This is a genomic window from Donghicola mangrovi, from assembly GCF_013377535.1.
GTDB lineage: Bacteria > Pseudomonadota > Alphaproteobacteria > Rhodobacterales > Rhodobacteraceae > Donghicola > Donghicola mangrovi.
This window is the reverse complement of the sequence record NZ_JABCJE010000004.1, coordinates 197,663-218,856: the sequence shown is the minus strand read 5'-3', so window position 1 is coordinate 218,856 and position 21,194 is coordinate 197,663. Positions and strand designations below refer to the sequence as shown.

The following is a 21,194-nucleotide window of genomic DNA, read 5'->3' as shown; positions in this document are numbered from 1 at the left end:
CGCCAGAGTGATCCGGCGGCCCTAATGCGTTCTGATGTGAGTGGTTTATGGCCAAGGGTAATCGGCGATGCTGATCCCTTTGGTCTCTAGCTCTTGGACCACCGCGCGGCGGGCGACGACGATATCGGTCATCGGCAGGGCGCGGCGTCGGGTGACTTCTTGGGGGGTGAATTCCGGCGCATCGGTCGTGTCGAAGGTCGCCATGACATAGTTCATCACGGCGGCAATCTCGGCGTCCGATAGCGACGAGGCGATCACCCCCGGCACGTGCATCATATAGTCCCGCCCCGCATCAATGCTGGCAATATGCCCGACCGATCCGGGAAAAGGGGGGACGCCGCCCTCTGCGGTGCCCATGCCTTCGATCCCGTGGCAGCCGGTGCAGCGCAGGACATAGTTGCTGCGGGCGGTCAGTTCGGCCCGAGCGGCCATCGGCACGGCAGTCAGGGCCATCAGCCCGAGGGCAAAGAGACGGTTCATGGGGGCGGCTCCTTTCATTCTATTCGGCGGGGCGCTTGGCCATCAGGGCAGCGTTATCGGGCAGGGCGACGCGGACGGCGGCGACGGTTTCGGCGCTGGCGGTGGCATCGGTCTGGCCCAGATCACCGGCCACATAGGTGGCGATGGCGGCGATCTCGGCGTCCTCGATCTGGGGCAGGGGCGGCATCCGCAGGCCCACATACATCTGGCCGCCCACGGTCATGGTGCCGTGCAGGCCTCCGATCACCACGGCGGCGATATAGTCGGTGGGCGCGTCCATCCCTTGCCAGAAGGCAGGACGGTTCAGGGGCGGGGCAAAGCCGGGGTTCCCAAGGCCCCCTTCGGCGTGGCAGACCGCGCAGTTATCGTTGAACAGGGTGGTTCCGTCGATCTCTTGGGCGCTTGCGGGCAGGCTGGCGCCAAGGATCAGGCAGCCCGCGATACGGGCTGCAAGATCGTTCAGGGTCATGGGGTTACTCCGCAAGGCCCACCACAACCGACACGGTGCAGTGATAGCCCTTGTCGGTGTTGGCCATGCACCAGTTGATGTCGTTGTAGAGACCCATGCGATAGCCGGGACGCTCGCCTTCGGAGGTGTAGCAGAAGGTGGCCGAGTTGACCTGAGGCTTGCCGCAGCAGTCGTTGTAGCTGACCAGATAGTCCTTGCCGTCATCGGGGTTCTGGCAGGTGCCGACCCAAGACACGGCCGACACGGTGGAGCCGGGGGGACAGGACGTCAGCGTGCCGCCAGAGGTCGAGCACAGGTTGCCGTCCAGCGCGCAGTGGCGCCAGTAGCCGCATTCATCCTCGGGCAGGGCTCCGGCGGCCGAGGCGCGGCGGTCAAAGGGCAGGATCGGGGTGGCCACTGCGGCCCCCAGCATGGTCACGCCAGCGCGGGCCAGAAAGCTGCGGCGGCCGAATTCGCGGGCGCTTGCGCGGGTGCGGGTCTCGACCACTTTGTCGAGCTTGGAGAAGAGACGGTCAAACAGACTGTTCATGTTGGTTTCCTTTGTCAGAAAATTCGGGATGGGATCAGGCCGGCAGGGCAGCGGCGGCCTGAACCGAGGCGATGCCGGTTTCCGAGGCGGTAAAGAGGCTTTCGAGCTGCTCGCGGCTGTTCACGAGCCCCTTGGCCCGCACGGTGCCATCCGCGCCGATCAAGACGGCAAAGGGCAGCTTGGCGACCTTGAAGGTCAGACCCAGTTCCGAGCTGAGCACATAGGGAAAGCTCTGCAGGTTCTCGGATTCGATCAGGCGGCGGTGGATGGCTTCGCGGCCATCCGAGGCCAGAACGACATCCAGCCAGCGACCTTCGTCATCGCGGATGGAGCGCAGGGCGGGTAGTAGGGCCTTGCAGATCGGGCAGGTGGTGGACAGGAAGAACACCAGTTGCGCACGCCCTTCGGGACCGCCAAGGGGCAGTTCAGCGCCGTTCAGGTTGGGCAGGGTCAGGGCGGGCACCCGTGCGCCGATGTCGGGGCCGGAGTCGCTGATCATCGCGCCCACGGGGGACACACGCTCGTACAAAATGCCGATCTGACGGGCGAGGGCGAAGATCACCGCGATCTGCACCAGAACCGCAATCCACAGGGCGATATTCGAAAAGATAAGAAGTTCCATGTAGTTATCCTTGTGTCTTGCGTCAGGTCACGGGGTCTGGCGGATGTTGGGCAAGTGCGAGGCCAGCTTCTCCACGACCGAGTAGATCGCGAAAAAGGTCAGCCCTGTGGCAATCGCCACCGCCGCGCCCGCCGGTCCCACCGTGCCCGAGGGCAGCTGCGCAACGGACAGGGCGATCAGCACCAGCACAGCGTTCCGGCCCAGGGTCAGCCCCGACACGATCTGGGGCGCACCACCGCAGCCGCAGTCGATCCGGTCACGGCCAGCCCGCAGGGCCAGCGCCATCAAGGCGCCGTACCCTGCGAACAGCCCCGCAGCGACAATGGCCGCGCCCTCCCGCGTTTGGGGCAGGAGCAGCCCCAGAACGACCAGCGGCTCTATGACGGCGAGTGACCGGACAATGGCGGGTGTCATGGTGTCGGGGACCAGCCTGTAGCCTTGGGCAAAGCCAACCGTTTCAGGGTAGTTCTGCCATTTATGCAGGGCCGCCCGCGCCAGCACAGCGGTCAGAAAACAGACCGCCGCCGCCGAGGTATATGAACCCAGATCTGCCATGCTTATTGGTCCAGCGCGATGATGGTGGGCCACTTGGCAAGGCCTTCGAACTCTTCGCCCATCTTGATCGAGACTTCGTCGCCCAAGGTGATCTCGTACTTGTTCAGGGCACCTTCTTCGCCGGTGGCAAACAGCATCGGCTCTTCGGTCTGGGTCACGGCGATGCCGTTCTCGTGGTGGGCTTTGCCGCGGCCGACGACCTTTTTCGAGGTCATATTGACGGCCCAGATTTCCTCGGCGGGGTTCTTGTGGCTGCCGTTGTATTTGGCCGAATGCATCAGGACGAACATCGTGTCAGAGGGCGCGTGATAAGCGATCACTTCGGACCCGCTGGGGGCCCAACCGCCAAGGGTGCCATCGGTGATCGAGAAGGTCTCGGTCAGGACAGGGGCCGCGCCGCTGTCATCCACCACGTAGAGATTGCCGTTGAACGACACATAGACGAGCTTGTCGCCCATCCGCGCGGGGTTCGAGAACAGCGCATCCGCGTCCACGTCGAAAATGGTTTCCGAGCTGGCCGGTTCCGAGAACGAGCCATCCGCCGCAAAGGTGTAGGTCTTCAGGGTGCCGTCGCCGCAAACGCTGGTGAACTTCATGCCGCTGGTGGCGGGGGTGGCGGTCCAGCAACCGGGGATCGGAACCTCGGCGATCTGCGCGCCCTTGGCGATATCCACCACCGAGATCGAGGTCGCAGGGGTGGCGTTCTGGGCCAACAGGTACCCTTCGTCCCCGACCAGCGCCAGCAGGCCCGGCTGGCTCTCGACCTGAGCCATTTTGTTGCTGATCTCGATCTCTTGCTTCAGCTTCAGGGTGGACACCTCCCATTCCTGCACCACGGCGGTCACTGGGCCATAGGTGTAGCGCTCCAAATAGACCGACGAGGTATAGAGCGTGTCGCCCGCCTTGTTCAGTGCCATCTGGCCCACGGTGCCGGGGCCCACGTTGCCCTTCATCGCGAAATCATCCGCGCCAAGCACCAGAACAGAGCTGGGACCCGCCCACGCCTGATCCATCACAAAGACATTGTGGCCGGGGTCGATGGTCTCTTTCACGGTCAGGGTTTCGGGTTCGATCGCATCTGCCGCATAGGTCGGGGCAGCCAGTGCCATCAGGGCCAAAGCCATGGCGGTGCTGTGTTTCATTTTGTCTCTCCTGTCGGTTTTGTCCCCGTCAGGCTAGCGCCGCGGCGCGGCGTCGGACTATCCAGAGTTGATCGAAAAATTTGCGCAAAAAATGTGCAGTCAAAGAAAACTGGCCCGCAAAGGTTTTGTAACGCTTTGACAAAGCCGGGGGTTGAGGCGCAGCAATAGGATAAGATTCACCGAATGCCCCCTTGTTTTCAGGATATTTTGATGGTTTCCGACCAGGTGTTGCCCCGTGCTGCAACGCAGCCTTGCGTTTCCCAATGCCGTTTCTCCAGCTTTCTGGATCAGGAAAAGGCGCTGCCAAAATTTGATCAAAAGTACCGTCAGATGACGGCAGGGGCGTTCGAGGGCACGATAAAATCCTTGGATTTCGGGGCGGTGACGCTGACGCGGGAACGCCTGAACCAAGGGCTGGAACAGCACAGCGCCGTGCACACGGGCACGGTGGCGGTGGGTTTCCTGATGGGGTCGGGAATCATGCACGATCTGTCCAAGGACGAGACTCTGCGCGGCGAGGCGATGCTGCTGCCGGGCGGGTACGAGCACATCAGCTACGTCGAAGGGGAAAGCGACTGGGTCATCGCGTCGATCGCGCAGGACGTGCTGCCCGATGACATGTTGCAGGGCCGCGTTCTGGCCCCCGAGGTCGCCCGCCCCGTGGGCGCGTGGATGCGCACCCTGATCGAGGTCGCCGGCAGCGGGGCCGAGGCGCAGGGGCTGATGACCTTGGTGCCTGATCTGGTGATGGACCGCCTGTCGCTGCTGTTCGGCCATCCCGCACAGGACGGTCTGCGCCACAACCGGCGCGAGGCGCAGCTGTTCCGCCGTATTCTGAACGCCTGCGAGGAATTGCCCCCCGAGGAACTGACGGTCTCGGGGCTGTCCCGCCATTTGGGATGCACGCGCGCGGATCTGCGGGGGGCGTGCCTGTCGGTCACTGGGTTCCGACTGGACGACATGCTGACGGCCCGTCGACTAAGCGATGTCTACCGCGTGCTGCGGGGCGCGCGGGTGGATGCGGTGAACGTGACCCAGACCGCGCTGAACCACGGCTTCACCCATTTCGGGCGCTTCTCGGTCGCCTACCGCAAGATGTTCGGAGAGCGCCCGTCGGACACTCTCCGCGCGTGAATTACCAAGCGTTGTACTGCAGGTATTTCCCGCTCATTTCGACTTTGACGCGGTCACCTTTGGGGTGGGGGACTCGGGTGACGGACATGTCAAAGTCGATCGCCGACATAATTCCGTCGCCGAACTTTTCGTGGATCAGGGCCTTGAGGGTCGGGCCGTAAACGCCCACGATTTCATAGAAACGATAGATGCAGGGGTCCGTGGGGACGGTCTGCGCAAAATTCTTGGTCGGGCTTTCGGACAGGACCAGCGCGGCCTCTTGGGGTAGGGCCAGCACTTTGACCAGTTCCTCGGCCTTGGCGGGGGGAAACGCGTTCATGCCAACGCAGGCCGAGTGGGTGAACACCGGCGACATGTCGATCTTTTCCGCGATCTCTTCCCATGTCAGGCCAGCAGTTTTCTTGGCCTCGAGGATCATCATCGCAACGTCGTCTTTGGTCATCATGGACGGAAATACCTTTGTCTGTTGGATAAGTCGGGTCTGACCACCAAGGCGGTTTCGGGGCCGGTTTGCGGCCAGTCGGGGAGCCGGTCGAAAGGTGCAGCGCCGTTGCCGCGAGCCGCCGGAAAGCTGTCAGACAAGGCTGCCACGATGCAGCCCCGCGCGCGGGTTGACCCGCGTCGCCTGACTTCAGGCTAGGGGCGGTTCGGGGGATCGGGCAACGGTGGATCGGAAATTGCGGGGGGAAACAGGCGCATTTTTCGGCGCAGTGCTGCCTGATTGGTCAGATCGGGTGGATCGGTGGCCGGTATGGGATGTTCTGGGGCGGCGGGGCGGGGGATGTGTAATCCTTGGTTTCCATCCGTGGGCGGGTTTTGTCAGCGGTGCTGCGGCTTCGCGAGGCGCCTTGACCGCACCGCGCCCCGTCCGTGCACAGGCCTGCGCAGATTTAACCTTTGCAAAGATGTCCAAGCCAGAAAGGTTTTCCACCGCCTTCAACGCCCATCCGCCAGAGAATCCGCCGGGGTTGAGTGCCTTGCCCGCGGCCCACGGCGTGCTAAATGGGCCTCCTCGCGCTTGGAAGGGTGCGGCAAACTGATCCCCGCGACATGAAATCCAGTGTCACCGATTGCCCGAAAACATGGCAGATCGGCGATGTTAGCGCGTGAATCCGCCGGTTAGAGCGCTTTTTCCATGATTTTTCGGAGAAGCCGGCATACGGACGGCCAGAAAAAATCTGCAATTCGGCTTTCTTGCTAACTTTGTTTTGTGTAAATCGGCGCATGGCCTGTTCGTTCTTTTCGGATAAGCCCGATAATGAAAAACAACGAGCCGGACCATGACCGAACAGCACACCGAGGCCGAGATCCGCAGCGAGCGCGAGTGGATTCGCGTATTGGCCAAGTACCGTGACCCGAATCTGTCGCGTAGCATTACAGAAATTGTGGTGACTTTGGTCCCGCTGTTCGCCCTGTGGGGCGCGGGCATCTGGCTGTCCACCCGACTGCCGATCCTGGCGTTGCTGGTGGCGGCTGTCGCGGGTCTGTTTCTGGTGCGCACCTTCATTCTGCAGCACGACTGCGGCCACGGCGCGCTTTTGCCGAACCGCAAGGCGCAGGACATGCTGGGCCGTATCCTTGGCGTGCTGACGGTGACCCCCTATGCGGTCTGGCGTCAGACACACGCGGTGCACCACTCGGCCGCGGGCCATCTGGACAAGCGCGGCATGGGCGACGTGACCACCCTGACCACCGAGGAATACCGCGCCCGCGGGTTCTGGGGCCGTCTGGGCTATCGCGCGTATCGTCATCCGCTGTTCCTGTTCGGAATGGCGCCTGCGCTGCTGTTCCTGTTCCAGAACCGCATTCCGCTGGGTCTGATGGGCGAGCGTCGCTTCTGGACCAGCGCCATGGGCACCAACGCGGCCATTCTGGCCCTGCTGGTGGTGTTCTGGCTGATCGGTGGCTTCAGCGCGATCCTGCTGGTCTGGCTGCCGTCGGTTGTCGTGGGCGCGACCGTTGGCGTCTGGCTGTTTTACATCCAGCACCAGTTCGAAGAGACCTGCTGGGACAACACCGAAGATTGGGACCTGCACCACGCGGCCCTGCACGGCAGTTCGCACTATATCATGCCCGGTTGGATGGCGTGGATGGTCGGCTATATCGGCATCCACCATGTGCACCACCTGTACAGCCGCATCCCGTTCTACCGCTTGCCCGAGGTTCTGCGCGACTACCCCGCCTTGGGCGAAGCACAGCAGTTGACCATTCTGGAGAGCTTTGCCTGCGCGCGCCGTCACCTGTGGGACGTGAAAACCCGCCGCCTGCTGACCTTCCGCGAATACGCCAAGATGCTGCGGTCCGAGGCCGCGCTGGCCTGAGGCCGATGCAGCCACTCAAGACATTCACAAAAGGGCGCGAACCGGTGGTTTGCGCCTTTCTTCTTTGAAGGGGGCATCGGCGACGCCGCCCCAAAGGGCCCGAAAGCCATAGGTCAGCTAATCCCCGACCCGGCAAAATTGTATGACCGCTTCGGGTTTCCCCCTGCTCTGGCTGAAAAATCCGGGCAGTTGACCGTGCGGCACCCCTAGGTCGTACTTTACAAATCCGCCCAAGAGAGCAGTTTGTCTGCCAAAACAATTTCCAAACCAGCGCCTCCCTGTGCCATAGGCCTCAGAGAAGTGTCAGGAGTTCGTCTGTGTCGCGTTCATATCTGCTAATGCTGCGTCGGGCTTTCCCGATCCTGCTCGGGGCGGTGCTGTTTGCGGCGGGGCTCTATGCGTTGCTGCACCTGTTGCGGCCGGTGGATACGGGGATGATCCTGCACCAGATCCGCACGACGCCCGCCTCTGCCCTGTGGGGCGCGGCGGCGGGGACGGTTCTGGGCTATGTCGCGCTGGCCTTCTATGACTGGTACGCCCTGCGCTATATCGGAAAGTCCCTGTCCGGCGGGATCATCGCGCTGGGGGGCTTTCTGGGCTATGCCTTCGGGAACACCATCGGGGTCAGTGTGGTGTCGGGCGGGGCGGTCCGGTATCGCATCTATTCCGCCTACGGTCTGAATGCGTTCGAGGTGGCTGCCATCTCTGGCTATATCGGGCTGGCTTTGGGCAGTGGTCTGGTGCTGGTGGGGCTGGCGGCAATGGCGATCCATCCCCACGCGGTGCTGGCCTATCTGCCCTATGGACCCGAGACTGTGCGTTGGGTCGCCGCTGCGATTTTCGTTGGCTCTGTGGCCCTGATCACGTGGATGTCCGTGGGCGACCGGCGTCTGAGCTTGATGGGCTATCAGCTGCGTATGCCGCCGCCGGGTGATCTGGCGGGGCAGGTGGTCGTGGTGCTGCTGGACATCGCGGGAGCGTCCTTTGCCCTGTGGGTGCTGCTGCCGATGGGCAAGCCGGACTTCGCGACCTTTGTGGCGATCTATTCGACGGCGATGATGGTGGGCGTTCTCAGCCACGTGCCCGGCGGGGTGGGCGTGTTCGAAACCGTGGTCATCGGCACCCTGCCAGCCACGGTGCCTGTGGGGGATGCGGCGGCTGCGCTGCTACTGTTCCGCCTGATCTACTATCTCATCCCCTTCGGCATCGGCTTCCTGATCGTCGCGCTAAACGAGGCACGAGAGGCCGGCGGTTTCCTTGGCCGTCTGTTGGCGCGCTTGCCGCAGCCGGTGCAGCCTGCACTGTCCACCCTGCACGGGCTGGTGCCGTCCTTGGCGGCGCTGGTGGCGTTCGGGTACGGCGTTTACCTCTTGATGGTCACCATGATCCCCTCGGTCCGCGTGGATGCGATGGCCGAAGGGGATCTGCTGTCCACCCTCCTGCGCGAAGGGGGCACCTTGGCCTCGGCGATGGCGGGGGTGATCCTGCTGATCATCTCGCACGGGTTGGCGCGGCGGGTGTCGGCGGCGTTCTGGATGGCGGTGGCAACGCTTTTGGCGGGGGCCTTTGCGGCGCTGGTCAGCGACTTCAACCTGCATGGGGCGATGCTCTTGGGGCTGGGCGCGCTGTCGCTGCTGCCCCTGCACAAGTCCTTTGACCGGCACGGGCCCCTGACCCAAGGCGTGTTCGAGTTGCGCTGGTTCCTGATGGTGCTGGCGGTGATGGTGGCCACGGCGGCGTTCTTCTTCTTTGCCAACCGGACGGTGCCCTATAGCAACGATCTGTGGGTCGAGTTTTCCCCTGCCTCCGACACGCCCCGCGCCTTGCGGGCGGGTTTGGCAGCCTCGGCGCTGCTGCTGCTGTTCTGCCTGTTTCTGGCCACGCGCCCGTCGCCCCGACGCGGCCCCGCTGTGGACGAGGCGAACCCCTTGTCCCGCGCGGCCCAGATCATCGAGGCGTCCGGCAACCCCCAGGGCTGGCTCGCCGTCACGGGGGATAAACAGATCCTGTTCGCGGACGAAGGCGATGCGTTCATCATGTACGCGGTTCTTGGGGGGCGCTGGATTGCCTATGGCGATCCCGTGGGCAACCCCGACCGCTTTGCCGCCCTGTGCTGGCGGTTCAGCGAACGGGCGGCCCGTGCCAATGCCCGCCCCGTGTTCTACGAGGTCCGCGCCGCTCATCTGTCCATGTGGACCGACCTTGGCTTTGCCCTGAACAAGGTCGGAGAAGAGGCCGTGATCCCGCTGGACCGCGCCTCTGACACCCTTGCCGCCATGCAAGCGGCCAAGCAGCAGCGTGAACGGGACGGCTATACCTTTGACCTTCTGACGCCGCCCCATTCCGACGCGGTGTTTCAGGAGTTGCGGGGCGTGTCCGATGCGTGGCTGGCGGGCAAAACCGGTCAGGAAAAGAAGTTCCTCGTCGGGCCCTTCGCGCTTGAATATCTGGACGGGTTCGACATTGCCGTGGTCCGCCATGGAGGGCGCATCGTTGCCTTCTGCAACGTGATGTCCTCTGGCGCAGGGCGGTTCAAGGCCATCGACCTGATGCGCTATCTGCCCCAAGAGGGCGCGGCCATTATGGAGTTCATGTTCCTGAACATGATCGAGCATTTCCGCATCGAAGGCGCGGCAGAGTTCAGCCTCGGGGTGGCGCCCTTGTCTGGCCTGTCCGAGCGCACGATCGCCCGCACGTGGAACCGCTTTGGCCGGATGATCTATCGCCACGGCGGCGCGTTCAGCGATTTCGAGGGGCTGCGGGCCTTCAAGCAAGCGTTCCAGCCCGAGTGGCGCCCGCGCTATGTGGCGCTGCCCACGAACGTCTCGCCACTGGTGGCGATGAGCGACGTTGCCCTGCTGATTTCGGGCCGCAAGCACCGTTTGCAGCGACGGAAATCCGCGCCCAAACCGTGATTCTGTGATCGGCGCCATACCCGCGCCTCTGGCTAAATCCTGAATTTTCCATGTTCATTCTTCGCTAACCAACCGGTGCGAAAGCGGCTTCCATGGACGGCGCATCGGGATAGTTTATGCCCTGCGGGATACGACATACGGTCGTTTTTCCCACATAAACCTGAGGCCGATATCCGTTTTCGCCGGAATTTACACCCTACTGCCGATTACAAATTAGGCATCATTGGACCCAGACTTTGGACAGCGATGCCAAAAACCAAGGGAGGGCAAAAATGTCTTCGAACGATCTTTATTCTTTCGATTTCGATACCGACGGTACCATCACTCAGGTCTACGAGGTTTCATCCTCGGGTGAGCTTTCGGCAGAGGATGTTGATAGCAACGAAACCTTCTCCTTGCTGGACGGCTATGTGATCCAGACCGAGGCAGAGCGCGGCAGGTCCGAATACACCGTTTACAAGCAGGATGCGGACACCGGTTATTGGTTCGAAATTGCCGAAGGACGCGGGACGCTGGACAGTAATGGTCTGGCCGCGATTATCGATGCGACCGCTGATCTGACCTATTCCACCGATGACTCCGAGGATGACGATATCGAAGACAGCGACGGGTCCGAGGATCATGGCCATGATGGCGATGTCTATCAGATCAACCTGAATGAGGAGGGGACTGCCGTCGTCTCGATCTATCAGGTCGAGGATGATGGATCGCTCGAAATCGAGCCGATTTCGCCGAACGAAAGTTACACCATCTCTGGCGACTATGTGGTCGAGGTAGAGGTCAAGCGCGGCGGCATGGAATGGAGCGTCTATCAACTGGATGCCACCACCGGCTATTACACCGAGGTCGCCGAGGGTCATGGCGCCCCCGATCTGTCCGACATTGACGCGCTGGTCGCCAGCTATACCCCCGGTGACTACACCCGCGTGGACGATGACGACTATTACGAGGGCACCTCGGGCGACGATGATTTCCAGGGCGAAGATGGTGATGACATCTACGAGGGCGGCGAAGGCCATGACCGCGTCGTTTACCATGGCAGCACCTCGGTTCACATTGATCTGGACGATGATCAGGCGCAGGACACCGGCTATGGCTACGACACCTTCTCGGACATCGAAGAGGTCGAGACTGGTGACGCCGATGACTATGTCTCGGGGGATGCGGCAGCGAACCGTCTGATCGGCAACGGTGGCCGCGACGAGCTGCACGGGGGCGAAGGCGACGATGATCTGGAAGGCGGGCGCGGGAATGACCGGCTCTACGGCGGGTCCGATGACGACACGCTGACCGGGGGCTCTGGCCGTGACCGCCTGTCCGGCGATGACGGGGATGACCATCTTTCGGGCGGCGCCGGTCGGGACCGTTTGTTCGGCGGACGCGGCGATGACGATCTGTCAGGCGGCGACGATGCGGACCGGATCAAGGGCGGCGCCGGTCTGGATAGCCTGAGCGGCGACACCGGCAACGACCGCCTGTTCGGTCAGGCGGGCGACGACACCTTGTCCGGTGGCGAAGGCAATGACATCATCAAGGGCGGCTCGGGCAACGACAGCATGGCTGGCGATGCGGGCAATGACCGTCTGTTCGGGCAGGCCGGAGATGACATCATGGACGGCGGCGATGGCGATGACCGACTGGTCGGGGGCTCGGGCAACGACACCATGACCGGCGGCACCGGCGCGGATGTCTTTGTGTTCGAGGATGCGGATGGCGACGACACCATCACCGACTTCGAAATCGGCACCGACCTGCTGTACATCGACGCTGGCGACGAAACGGCCTTCGACGAACTGACCGTGACCGCAGCTGGCAGCGATGCGGTGGTGGATTACTCCGGCGGCTCGATCACCTTGACCGGCGTGGATGCGGCCCTGCTGGACGCTGACAGTTTCGTGTTCGGCTAACGGTTCGGCGCCAGCCCGTCTGGCGCGACCCCTTCATTTACGGTAAATGACCAGAGGCTCCGGCGACGGGGCCTCTTTGCGTTTTGTCGCATTGAAAGAGGGGTTGATCCCGATCAAATACCCAATAGAAAAAGTCAGCTAATCCCGCGCGTAGGTTTCAGGAGTTCGTCCATGGGTCAGTCTCGCATTCTGATGGTAGCCAGCCTTTGCCTGTCGGCCCTGCCTGCCGTGGCGCAGGATCACGCCTATGACAGCCTAGAGGCCTTGGGCGAGGCGCTGTTTTTCGACACCAACCTGTCGGCGAACCGCACGCAGGCCTGCGCCACCTGTCACGATCCCGAAACCGGCTTTGCGGACCCGCGGGGCATGGCCTCGATCGGGGATGACGGGGCGTCTTTCGGCGACCGGAACGCGCCCACAGTGACCTACGCCGCCCACACCCCCGCCTTTGGCAAGGACAAGGACGGCCGCTGGCAGGGTGGCCAATTCTGGGAGGGGCGCGCAAGTTCGCTCGAGGATCAGGCAGGCGGACCGCCCTTGAACCCGATTGAAATGGGGATGCCGGACAAGGCTTCGGTCGTCGCGCGGATCAAGGAAAACGGGGACTACGTTGCGGTCTTTGGATCGCTACTGGGGGAGGGCGTGCTGGACGACCCCGAGACCGGATATGCCGCGTTAACCCAGGCACTGGCCGCCTATGAACGCACCGATGTGTTCAGCAGTTTCGACAGCAAATACGACCGCTATCTGCGCGGCGAGGCCCAATTGACCGCCGAAGAATCCCTTGGCGAGACGCTGTTCTTTTCCCAGCAATTCACAAATTGTAATCTGTGCCATCAATTGAATGTCCGTCCTGCCGCCCAAAACGAGATGTTCACCAATTTCCAGTATTTCAATATTGGTGTCCCCAATAACCCTGACTTGCGAGAAATAAACGGGGTGCAGATGGATCTGGTGGACCAAGGGCTTGCTGCGCATCCCGGCGTGAATGATCCCGCCGAGGCCGGTAAATTCAAAGTGCCCACCTTGCGCAATGTCGCCGTGACCGGCCCCTATATGCACAACGGGGTATTTCAGGATCTGCGCACCGTTATCCTGTTCTATAATAAATACAATTCCATTTCCGAAAAGCGCCAGATTAGCCCCGAAACCGGAGAGCCATTCGGCCCGCCGCCGGTGCCCGAGACCCTTGCTACGACAGAGTTGACCACGGGCCCTGCGCTAAAAGATCGGGAAATTGACGCGCTGGTCGCGTTTTTGAAAACCCTGACCGACGAGCGGTACGAACATCTGCTTGCCGAGAAATAACGATAAAGCCGGAATTCGGATTTTAAAAAGGGGCGGCATGGGTGCGGCCCCTTTTTTCATGTGAATAATTCTGACGATTTTTGCATTTCACAAATACGTTCCCCTTGCTCTGCATTTGTGTAGGCTAGCCCCTATTAAACGGAATTCTTTTAAATGACGTGTGTAGAGGGTCATATGAAGGTAAATCGACTTTTTGCCGCTTTTGCGATGCTCGGTTTCGGGACGGCGTGCGCCAGCGGTGCGCTCAAGAATGAATACGGCGGGTTCAATATTGCCGGAACCGATGGCGTGATCGAGCAATCCTACGGCCAAGCGCGCGGTTGGAATATCGTATACGGCCAGACAAACGGGCGCGCTGCCTATTGCGCGGCAGAGACCGGCGCGGGGGATACCCTTTGGCGCATCGGCTATGACGGGGGGCAGTGGCAGGTCGCGATCCCCTATGCGCCCTCGGGGGCCAGCAATGATTTCCAGAGCATGTGGGAAGTTGATGGCGTGTCCCGCAACATTTCTGGCGTTTCGACGGACGCATGGACCTTTGCCTGGTTGGGTCTGCCGGAGTTGGACCGCGTGATGCAGGGCAACCAGATGATCATCGAGATCGGCCGTGCCTCTGTGGATCGCAGTCTGAGCGGCACCGCTGCGGCCGTGGCCAAAGTCCGCGAATGTGTGGCGACCAAAGGCGTCAGCTATGCCGATCCCGATGGGGACTCGGTCGCGATGCAGCAGCCCGCGACGGGGTGTCCCGATGATGGCCCGCGTTTGCCCGGATCGAACATTTGTCAGGGGCGGGCGGCCAATTATCTGGCGGCCTATCCCGACCAGCCGCCCTATGCGCCTGACGGGCAGGACTGCCGTTGGGCGGTGCGTCAGGCCGAGCTGCCCGGCGATCGCTACTTGCTGTACCTTGCCGCGCAGTGCGGCTCCAAAACCGCCAAGCTGGAATTCGCGGGCGGCAATCACCGCTCTGATCTGATGCTGGTGAACAGCGTATACGAAATGTCAGACGACTCAGTGGCCGAGATTTACGCCGCGCACGGGGCAGGGGCGAACGCGATCCTTCAGCGCGCGGCCGAGTGGTCAGAGGACCCCGCGGAAATGGCGGGCTGCAAGCTGATCCGCCAGAGCCGCGATCCGCTGAAATACCAAGTGGACAATATGGGGTTGGCGCAGTCGTCGGACGGGCCGCGCGCCTCTTGCGGGCAGCGTGGGTATGACGGCGACAGCCCCAATTACTGGACGGTTTTCGGGGACGAGGTCTGGTACATCCGCCCGTCGATCGAAATGGCCGAGGATATCTTCATGCCCTCGCTGACCGTTCTGTCCAAAGGGTTCTCGGGCGAATACGTGGCCAGCGGGAACTGATCTCACTTCGGATCGCGGCGGTCCGCCAGGGTCGCCGTGATCTTTTCGTTCGCGTGGTTGATGTGATGGCGCATCGCCTCGGTCGCGGCGGTGGTGTCGCCGGACAGCACCGCGCGGGCGATATTCCGGTGTTCGGCCCATGAACTGACGGCGGCCAAGGGGGTTTTCAGAACCTCGACCATCGAGCGCCGGATGTGGTGCCAGTTCAGCTGCATTGAGGTGTCGATGACGGGGTTGCCGCTCCAGCGATAGAGCATCTGGTGAAAGTCGATATCGGCCTCGAGCAGGGCCTTAGTGTCCCGCGTGGCGACGGCGCGTTCACCGCGGATCAGGATCTCTTCGGCCTCGGGCGCGGCATCGGCGGGCAGGCGGGTGCAAGCTAGCTGGACCGCCAAGGGCTCGATCACGCTGCGGAACTCATAGATCGACTGAAAGAGAGAAATGTCGGGCTCGGCCACGACCACCCCGCGACGGCCGGTATCGACCACCAGACGGTTGGTCCGCAGAATCGATATGGCGCTGTTCACAGGCTGGCGGGATACATTCAGGCGGGCGGCCAGTTCATCCTGATTAAGCCGTGTGCCCGGCGCAAACTCGCCTGTGCAGATCGCGTTCAATAGGATTTCGTAGGTCTGATCGACCAGCGATTTCTGGGGCTTGATCGTTTCCATCCGAAACCTGTTCTGCTGTTCCTAAGATTGCTCAATACACCGTAAATGGTTAATTGCAAATTTCGTATACGAAATTCAACATTAGGCGTACACTCGCTCCAGTGCGTGCGGATCAAGGGAGGAACGATCATGTGCCACGTCTTTGCCAGCCAAGACCCGGACCGTTACACTTTAACCACCCGCCGTTTGCGGCTGAACGGCCAGAGCACCAGCATCCGTCTGGAAAACGCCTTCTGGGCCATTCTGGATGATATCGCCGCGTCCGAATCCGTGTCGACGCCCCACTTCATCTCGACCTTGCATTCCGAAGTTCTGGAACTGCACGGGGAGCCTTCGAACTTTACCTCTCTGTTGCGCTGCTGCTGCCTGAAGTTCATGGAAAATCCGGCCTCGCACCCTGCGCTGTCTGTGGCCGCCGAATAAGATCATCCTAACCCGGCAGAAAAAATAACAGGTAGTAAAGGGCTACTACCCGCGGCCCCCATTCCCCCGATTACGCTGGTTTCCAGACAATCGACCAAGGAAAGGAGCCGCAGATGGCCAAAGCCATCCATTCCATGATCCGCGTTCTGGACGAGGCGCGATCGCTGGCCTTCTATGAGGCAGCGTTCGGCCTGACTGTCGCGGATCGTCTGGATTTCCCTGATTTTACATTGGTTTACCTGAGCAACCCCGAAACGGAGTTCGAACTGGAGCTGACGATCAACAAGGGCAAGGAGGAGCCCTATGATCTTGGCAACGGGTACGGACATCTGGCGGTGTCTGTGTCCGATCTGGACGCGGAACATGCCCGTTTCGAGGCCGCAGGTCTGAACCCCCGCAAACTGGTTGAATTCGCGCCCGCCGGGGAGGTCGTCGCGCGGTTCTTCTTTGTTGCTGATCCCGACGGCTACCAGATCGAGGTTCTGGAGCGCGGCGGCCGTTTCAAATGAGCTGACATTTTCTCAGGGAGGAGGAGAAAAATGGGCAACAACCAAGGCCCCAAGGGGCTGACCCGTCGCGAACTCCTGTCGCGGGCAACCGCGGCAGGCGCGACCTTCATGGTAGGCACCGGTTTCGTCACCAGCGGTTCGGCCGCTTGGGCAGTCGAGGCCAGCGCACTGAAACCCGAAACACTGGCGACTCTGGTCCAGATGGCGCGTGACATCTATCCCCACGACAAGGTGGCGGACGAGTTCTACGTCATCGCGGTCAAAGGCTATGACACCGCAGAGGCCGCCCCCGCCATCGAGGCGGGCATCGCGGCGCTGAACGCGGCCGCTCAGGGCAAGGGTAACGCCAGCTATCTGGACACCGGATGGGAACGCGACCGCGTGGATATCCTGCGCGGGATGGAAGACAGCGCGTTCTTCCAGCAGATCCGCGGCGGCCTCGTGACCGGATTGTACAACCAGAAAGCTGTGTGGCCGATCTTTGGCTACGAGGGCGAGAGCTACTCTCAGGGTGGCTACATCGAGCGCGGCTTTGACGACATCAACTGGCTGTAGGGCCATAGTGGGAGGAGAATAAACTATGCCTGCAACCTTTGATCTGAACGACGACAGCGTTGTCGTCATTATCGGCACCGGCGCTGGCGGTGGCGTTCTGGCCAACGAACTGGCACAAAAGGGCGTCAAGGTCGTCTCGCTCGAGGCGGGCGGTCGCTATCTGCCCGACGACTATATCAACGACGAATGGGAAAGCTTTGGCCAGCTGGCTTGGGTCGACCCGCGCACCACGTCCGGCGACTGGCGCGTGGCCAAGGATTTCAGCGGCTTGCCCGCCTGGATCGTCAAGGCCGTCGGCGGCACCACCATCCACTGGGCGGGCGCATCCCTGCGCTTCCAAGAGCACGAGTGGAAGGCCAAGACCACCTATGGCGACGTGCAGGGGGCGAACCTTCTGGACTGGCCGATCGACGGGGCAGAAATGGCGCCCTATTACGAAAAGGCCGAGACCAAGCTGGGTGTGACCCGCACAGGAGGCCGCGCTGGCCTGCCGGGGAACAACAACTTCAAGGTCTTTGAAAAGGGCGCTCAGGCGCTGGGTTACAAAGAGGTCCACACGGGCCGGATGGCGATCAACTCTGGCGATTATGACGACCGGATGTCCTGTCAGCAGACCGGCTTCTGCTTTCAGGGCTGCAAGTGGGGCGCGAAATGGTCCGCCGCCTACACCGACATCCCCCGCGGCGAGGCCACCGGCAACCTCGAGGTGCGCGACCGCTGCCACGTGGCCCGCATTCTGCACAACGAGGCAGGCAAGGTCACCGGCGTCGAATACTTTGACAAGGACGGCAACCTGCAAATGCAGAAGGCCCGCATCGTTTGCGTGGCAGGCAACAGCTTTGAAAGCCCGCGTCTGCTGCTGAACTCGGCCTCGTCGATGTTCCCCGATGGTCTGGCAAACAGCTCGGGTCAGGTGGGGCGCAACTACATGCGCCACATGACCGGCTCGGTTTACGGTGTATTCGACAAACCCGTCCGCATGTGGCGCGGCACCACTATGGCTGGCATCATTCAGGACGAAGCCCGTCACGATCCCAGCCGCGGTTTCGTCGGCGGCTTCGAGATGGAGACCCTGAGCCTTGGTCTGCCGTTCATGGCGGCGTTCCTTGATCCGGGTGGTTGGGGCCGCGAGTTCACCACTGCGCTGGATGGCTATGAGAACATGGCCGGCATGTGGCTGGTGGGCGAGGATATGCCTCAGGAAACCAACCGCGTGACCCTGAACCATGACGTCAAGGACCAGTACGGTCTGGCGGTCGCCAACGTGCATTTCGATGATCACCCCAACGACATCGCGATGCGCAACTACGCCTACAAAAAGGGTATGGCGATCTATGAGGCCGTGGGCGCAACCCGCGTCTTCCCGACGCCGCCCTATCCGTCGACGCACAACCTTGGCACCAACCGGATGTCCGAGAATGGACGGGATGGCGTTGTGAACCGCCATGGCCAGACCCATGACATCGCGAACCTGTTCGTTTCGGACGGCTCGCAGTTCACCACTGGCGCTTCCGAGAACCCGACCCTGACCATCGTGGCGCTGGCCATCCGTCAGGCGGACTTTATCGCGGGCGAGATGTCGCGCGGAAACCTCTAAGGTCTCTCAAGTCCTGTTGCAGGGGCGAACGGCGGGTGCCAGCGATGGCGCCCGCTACTTTGTTTGGGTCAGGGCGGCGATTTCATCCGCATAGGTGACGATGTCGGCGGCCCCCTTGGGCGTCAGGACATAGAGCCCCTTTTGCGGCCGTTCGAACCAGCCATAGTGGTCGTGCAGCATGATCCGGCCAGCCAAAGCAACGCCGGTTTCGCGGGCCACTTCGGCGGGGCGGCAGGGATCGCGCCCCTCCAGATAGGCGGCGCAGCGCAGGGCATCCTGACGATAGGCTGTGACCTGTTTCTTGCGCGTGGTCCCGCCGGTGTTGGGGTCGCCCACACGCCGCTCGAATTCCCGCAGCAGGCGGCCAAGGCGTTTGGTGTTTTTGCGAGGGGTGTAATCCTCGGGGTCGAGATGCGCGGTCACGCTGCCCTTCTTCACATCCACCGCCAGCAGGCCCAGGCCCAACCGGCGACAGAGGCGCGTGATGTCCTTGTACCGCAGCTTCCATCCGCGATCCGAGGACACAGGCACCGCCACGTATACGAAATCCGACACCGTCTGCCGCTCCACCCCCTGAAAGATCAGCGCCAGGGAAAACGTGGTTTTCAGTTCCACGATCACGGGCGGTTCGTCCCCGCGAATGGCCATCACATCGCACGCGCCGATCTCGGCCTTGACCGTATAGCCTTGGCCTTCGAGGTAGAGTTTGACGGGTTCGTACAGGTCGGCCTCACGCATGGGGCCGAGGTAACAGGGACGCCGCAGAAACGTCAACGCGCCTTTCAGGAATGTCGCTAAGCGGAATCGCAGACCCGTGTTATAGTCCCCCCAAGCGAGATCGAGGGGGATAGTCGCGATGGACGGGTTTCAGGTTCTGGTCGGAACGACCAAGGGCGCTTTTCTGGTGTGTTCGGATGCGGCGCGCAAAGATTGGACAGTGACGGGGCCCCATTGCGGCGGCTGGTCGATCAACCATGTGGTGGGCGATCCGGCGACGGGCCGGCTCTGGGCTGGCGGCGGCGGCGAATGGTTCGGCGCGGGCGTCTGGCGGTCCGACGATGGCGGGGCCACGTGGACTTTGGCCAAGCTGACCAAGGGCACCATGGATGACTGGGCCGCGAACGATCCCGGCTTTGCCGCGATGATCGGCTGGACGCCGGACGCGCCGCCCTTTGGCGATGAATTCTCTCAGGTGTGGTCGCTGGGGTTCGCCCATGGGGTCGTCTATGCGGGCACCAAACCGGCGGGCCTGTTGGCCAGCCATGACGGCGGCGTCACGTGGCAGCGGGTGAACGGGCTGACCGACCATCCCTCGCGGCCTGACTGGAATGGCGGGGCGGCGGGCCTGATCCTGCACAGCATCGTTGTCAGCCCCGAAGATCCGAAAAAGATGTGGGTCGGCATTTCCGCCGCCGGTGTGTTCGCCACCGAAGATGGCGGCACCACGTGGGAGCGTCGGAACCGTCTGGCCAACGCCGAGGCTTGCGGCCACCACCACCATCCTGCGGCGCCTAAGGACGGCGAGACAGGTTATTGCGTGCACAACATCGCGCACGGGGCAGGGCAGGGCGATCTGCTGTATCAACAGAACCACCACGGGGTCTGGCGCTCTGCCGACGGGGGCCGGAGTTGGGAGGACATGAGCGAGGGGCTGCCTTCGTACTTTGGCTTCCCCATTGCCGCCCATCCGCGCGATCCGCAGACCCTTTGGAACCTGCCCCTGAATGGCGACATGGAGGGGCGCTATCCCCCCGATGCCGCCGCTGCCGTGTGGCGCAGCCGCGACGGCGGGCAGAATTGGCAGGCCATGCGGGACGGCCTGCCTCAGGTGTCGTGCTATTTCACCGTGCTGCGGCAGGCCATGGCGACCGACCGCGCCGATCCGGTGGGTGTCTATTTCGGCACCAACAGCGGATCGGTCTTTGCCAGCTTTGACGAAGGGGACACGTGGCACGAGATCGCGCGCCACCTGCCCACCATTCAATCGATCGAGGTGATCGGCCCCGAAGTTTAGGCCTCGGCCATTTCGGCCATCGCGGCCATATCCGCTGCGGCGATTTTGGCGATCGAGGGTCGCGCGCCGCAGCGTTTCACCCAGTCCTGCACCAGCGGGATATCGGGGGTCATGTGCGCCATCCAGTGGAAGGGGCTCGAGCACAGGATATCCGCCGCCGAGAAACTTTCCCCCAAGAGGTAGGGCCCCTTTTCCAGCGCGGCCACCAGCGTGGCGATCATATCGTCAAAGGTGCCATAGGCCTTGATCATGTCGGGGGTGGCCTGACCCAGCATGGTGTTGATGAACACCGGCTCCATGATCCCTTGGTAATAGGACATCCACGTCACATAGGCGCCGCGGCCCTTTTCACCGACTTGGGGGGCGATACCCGAACCGGGGAATTTGTCGGTCAGGTACAGGAAAATAGCGCCGCGTTCGCGCAGGTGTTCGTCGCCGTCCACCAGATAGGGCACGCGCTTTTCGGGGTGGGGGTTGGCCGGATCGGGGGCACCGGCACCGCCCATGCGGCGGATGCTGACGGTCTGCACATCAATGTCAGCGCCAAGCTCTTCGATCAGGGCCAGCACGGACGAGGAACGGGACATGGGAGCGTGATAAAGAGTAGTCATTCGCGTTATCCTTTCGGTTTGAATAAGCCTGTTCTAATCTGTCCCTGCTGACAGATTCCGTCAGGAG

At 62.2% G+C, this 21,194-nt stretch carries 21 protein-coding genes; 11 read left to right on the top strand and 10 right to left on the bottom strand.

The window, feature by feature from the left end:
* Positions 1 to 45: 45 nt before the first annotated feature.
* From HJ536_RS11575 to HJ536_RS11550, 6 genes are read right to left on the bottom strand one after another with little or no spacing between them, the layout of a single operon-like run.
* Complete coding sequence (locus HJ536_RS11575) at positions 46 to 480, bottom strand: c-type cytochrome (protein WP_177157815.1); 435 nt, start codon at positions 478 to 480, stop codon at positions 46 to 48.
* 19 nt (positions 481 to 499) lie between these two features.
* Entirely contained in the window at positions 500 to 949 is a 450-nt protein-coding gene (locus HJ536_RS11570) for a cytochrome c (protein WP_177157814.1), read from the bottom strand.
* Positions 950 to 953: 4 nt separating this feature from the next.
* Positions 954 to 1,478, bottom strand: coding sequence for a methylamine dehydrogenase light chain (locus HJ536_RS11565; RefSeq protein WP_176853930.1), 525 nt, complete (start codon positions 1,476 to 1,478; stop codon positions 954 to 956).
* Between the two features lie 34 nt (positions 1,479 to 1,512).
* Complete coding sequence (mauD, locus tag HJ536_RS11560) at positions 1,513 to 2,100, bottom strand: methylamine dehydrogenase accessory protein MauD (protein WP_176853929.1); 588 nt, start codon at positions 2,098 to 2,100, stop codon at positions 1,513 to 1,515.
* 27 nt (positions 2,101 to 2,127) lie between these two features.
* Entirely contained in the window at positions 2,128 to 2,655 is a 528-nt protein-coding gene (locus tag HJ536_RS11555) for a MauE/DoxX family redox-associated membrane protein (RefSeq protein WP_177157813.1), read from the bottom strand.
* Between the two features lie 2 nt (positions 2,656 to 2,657).
* The gene (locus tag HJ536_RS11550; protein ID WP_177157812.1) at positions 2,658 to 3,797 is read right to left on the bottom strand and encodes an amine dehydrogenase large subunit; all 1,140 of its coding nucleotides are present in this window, start codon (positions 3,795 to 3,797) and stop codon (positions 2,658 to 2,660) included.
* Positions 3,798 to 4,007: 210 nt separating this feature from the next.
* Between HJ536_RS11550 and HJ536_RS21165 the strand changes: the two genes are divergently transcribed.
* Complete coding sequence (locus HJ536_RS21165; RefSeq protein ID WP_177157811.1) at positions 4,008 to 4,931, top strand: AraC family transcriptional regulator; 924 nt, start codon at positions 4,008 to 4,010, stop codon at positions 4,929 to 4,931.
* Position 4,932: 1 nt separating this feature from the next.
* Here the strand turns inward: HJ536_RS21165 and cynS are convergent, their stop codons facing one another.
* Entirely contained in the window at positions 4,933 to 5,376 is a 444-nt protein-coding gene (gene cynS / locus HJ536_RS11540; RefSeq protein WP_176853925.1) for a cyanase, read from the bottom strand.
* A gap of 835 nt (positions 5,377 to 6,211) precedes the next feature.
* Between cynS and HJ536_RS11535 the strand changes: the two genes are divergently transcribed.
* From HJ536_RS11535 to HJ536_RS11515, 5 genes are all read left to right on the top strand, one after another.
* Positions 6,212 to 7,252, top strand: a complete 1,041-nt coding sequence (locus HJ536_RS11535) for a fatty acid desaturase (RefSeq protein WP_176853924.1) — start codon at positions 6,212 to 6,214, stop codon at positions 7,250 to 7,252.
* Between the two features lie 317 nt (positions 7,253 to 7,569).
* Positions 7,570 to 10,167, top strand: coding sequence for a bifunctional lysylphosphatidylglycerol flippase/synthetase MprF (gene mprF / locus HJ536_RS11530; protein WP_338082433.1), 2,598 nt, complete (start codon positions 7,570 to 7,572; stop codon positions 10,165 to 10,167).
* Positions 10,168 to 10,439: 272 nt separating this feature from the next.
* On the top strand, positions 10,440 to 12,074 hold the full coding sequence (locus HJ536_RS11525) for a calcium-binding protein (RefSeq protein ID WP_177157810.1): 1,635 nt from the start codon (positions 10,440 to 10,442) through the stop codon (positions 12,072 to 12,074).
* Between the two features lie 171 nt (positions 12,075 to 12,245).
* Positions 12,246 to 13,382, top strand: a complete 1,137-nt coding sequence (locus HJ536_RS11520) for a cytochrome-c peroxidase (RefSeq protein WP_177157809.1) — start codon at positions 12,246 to 12,248, stop codon at positions 13,380 to 13,382.
* A 174-nt stretch (positions 13,383 to 13,556) separates the two neighbouring features.
* On the top strand, positions 13,557 to 14,747 hold the full coding sequence (locus HJ536_RS11515; protein WP_177157808.1) for a hypothetical protein: 1,191 nt from the start codon (positions 13,557 to 13,559) through the stop codon (positions 14,745 to 14,747).
* 2 nt (positions 14,748 to 14,749) lie between these two features.
* Here the strand turns inward: HJ536_RS11515 and HJ536_RS11510 are convergent, their stop codons facing one another.
* Entirely contained in the window at positions 14,750 to 15,418 is a 669-nt protein-coding gene (locus HJ536_RS11510) for a GntR family transcriptional regulator (protein ID WP_177157807.1), read from the bottom strand.
* 129 nt (positions 15,419 to 15,547) lie between these two features.
* Between HJ536_RS11510 and HJ536_RS11505 the strand changes: the two genes are divergently transcribed.
* The 4 genes from HJ536_RS11505 to HJ536_RS11490 all read left to right on the top strand — a co-directional run bounded on the left by HJ536_RS11505 (position 15,548) and on the right by HJ536_RS11490 (position 18,502).
* Positions 15,548 to 15,841, top strand: a complete 294-nt coding sequence (locus HJ536_RS11505; protein WP_177157806.1) for a ribbon-helix-helix domain-containing protein — start codon at positions 15,548 to 15,550, stop codon at positions 15,839 to 15,841.
* A 113-nt stretch (positions 15,842 to 15,954) separates the two neighbouring features.
* Positions 15,955 to 16,350 (top strand): VOC family protein, encoded by a 396-nt coding sequence (locus HJ536_RS11500; RefSeq protein WP_176853918.1) that lies wholly within the window; start codon positions 15,955 to 15,957, stop codon positions 16,348 to 16,350.
* Positions 16,351 to 16,380: 30 nt separating this feature from the next.
* Positions 16,381 to 16,905, top strand: coding sequence for a Twin-arginine translocation pathway signal (locus tag HJ536_RS11495; protein WP_177157805.1), 525 nt, complete (start codon positions 16,381 to 16,383; stop codon positions 16,903 to 16,905).
* 25 nt (positions 16,906 to 16,930) lie between these two features.
* Entirely contained in the window at positions 16,931 to 18,502 is a 1,572-nt protein-coding gene (locus HJ536_RS11490) for a GMC family oxidoreductase (protein ID WP_177157804.1), read from the top strand.
* Between the two features lie 54 nt (positions 18,503 to 18,556).
* Here HJ536_RS11490 and HJ536_RS11485 read toward each other — a convergent pair whose 3' ends face one another.
* Complete coding sequence (locus tag HJ536_RS11485; RefSeq protein ID WP_177157803.1) at positions 18,557 to 19,240, bottom strand: DUF2161 domain-containing phosphodiesterase; 684 nt, start codon at positions 19,238 to 19,240, stop codon at positions 18,557 to 18,559.
* 118 nt (positions 19,241 to 19,358) lie between these two features.
* Here HJ536_RS11485 and HJ536_RS11480 point away from each other — a divergent pair, with 118 nt between their 5' ends.
* Positions 19,359 to 20,516 carry a WD40/YVTN/BNR-like repeat-containing protein gene (locus HJ536_RS11480; protein ID WP_177157802.1) on the top strand — a complete coding sequence of 386 codons (1,158 nt, stop codon included), beginning with the start codon at positions 19,359 to 19,361 and terminating at the stop codon, positions 20,514 to 20,516.
* Here HJ536_RS11480 and HJ536_RS11475 read toward each other — a convergent pair.
* Complete coding sequence (locus HJ536_RS11475) at positions 20,513 to 21,127, bottom strand: glutathione S-transferase family protein (protein ID WP_177157801.1); 615 nt, start codon at positions 21,125 to 21,127, stop codon at positions 20,513 to 20,515. The two genes, HJ536_RS11480 and HJ536_RS11475, sit on opposite strands and share 4 nt — an antisense overlap.
* Positions 21,128 to 21,194: the final 67 nt, after the last annotated feature.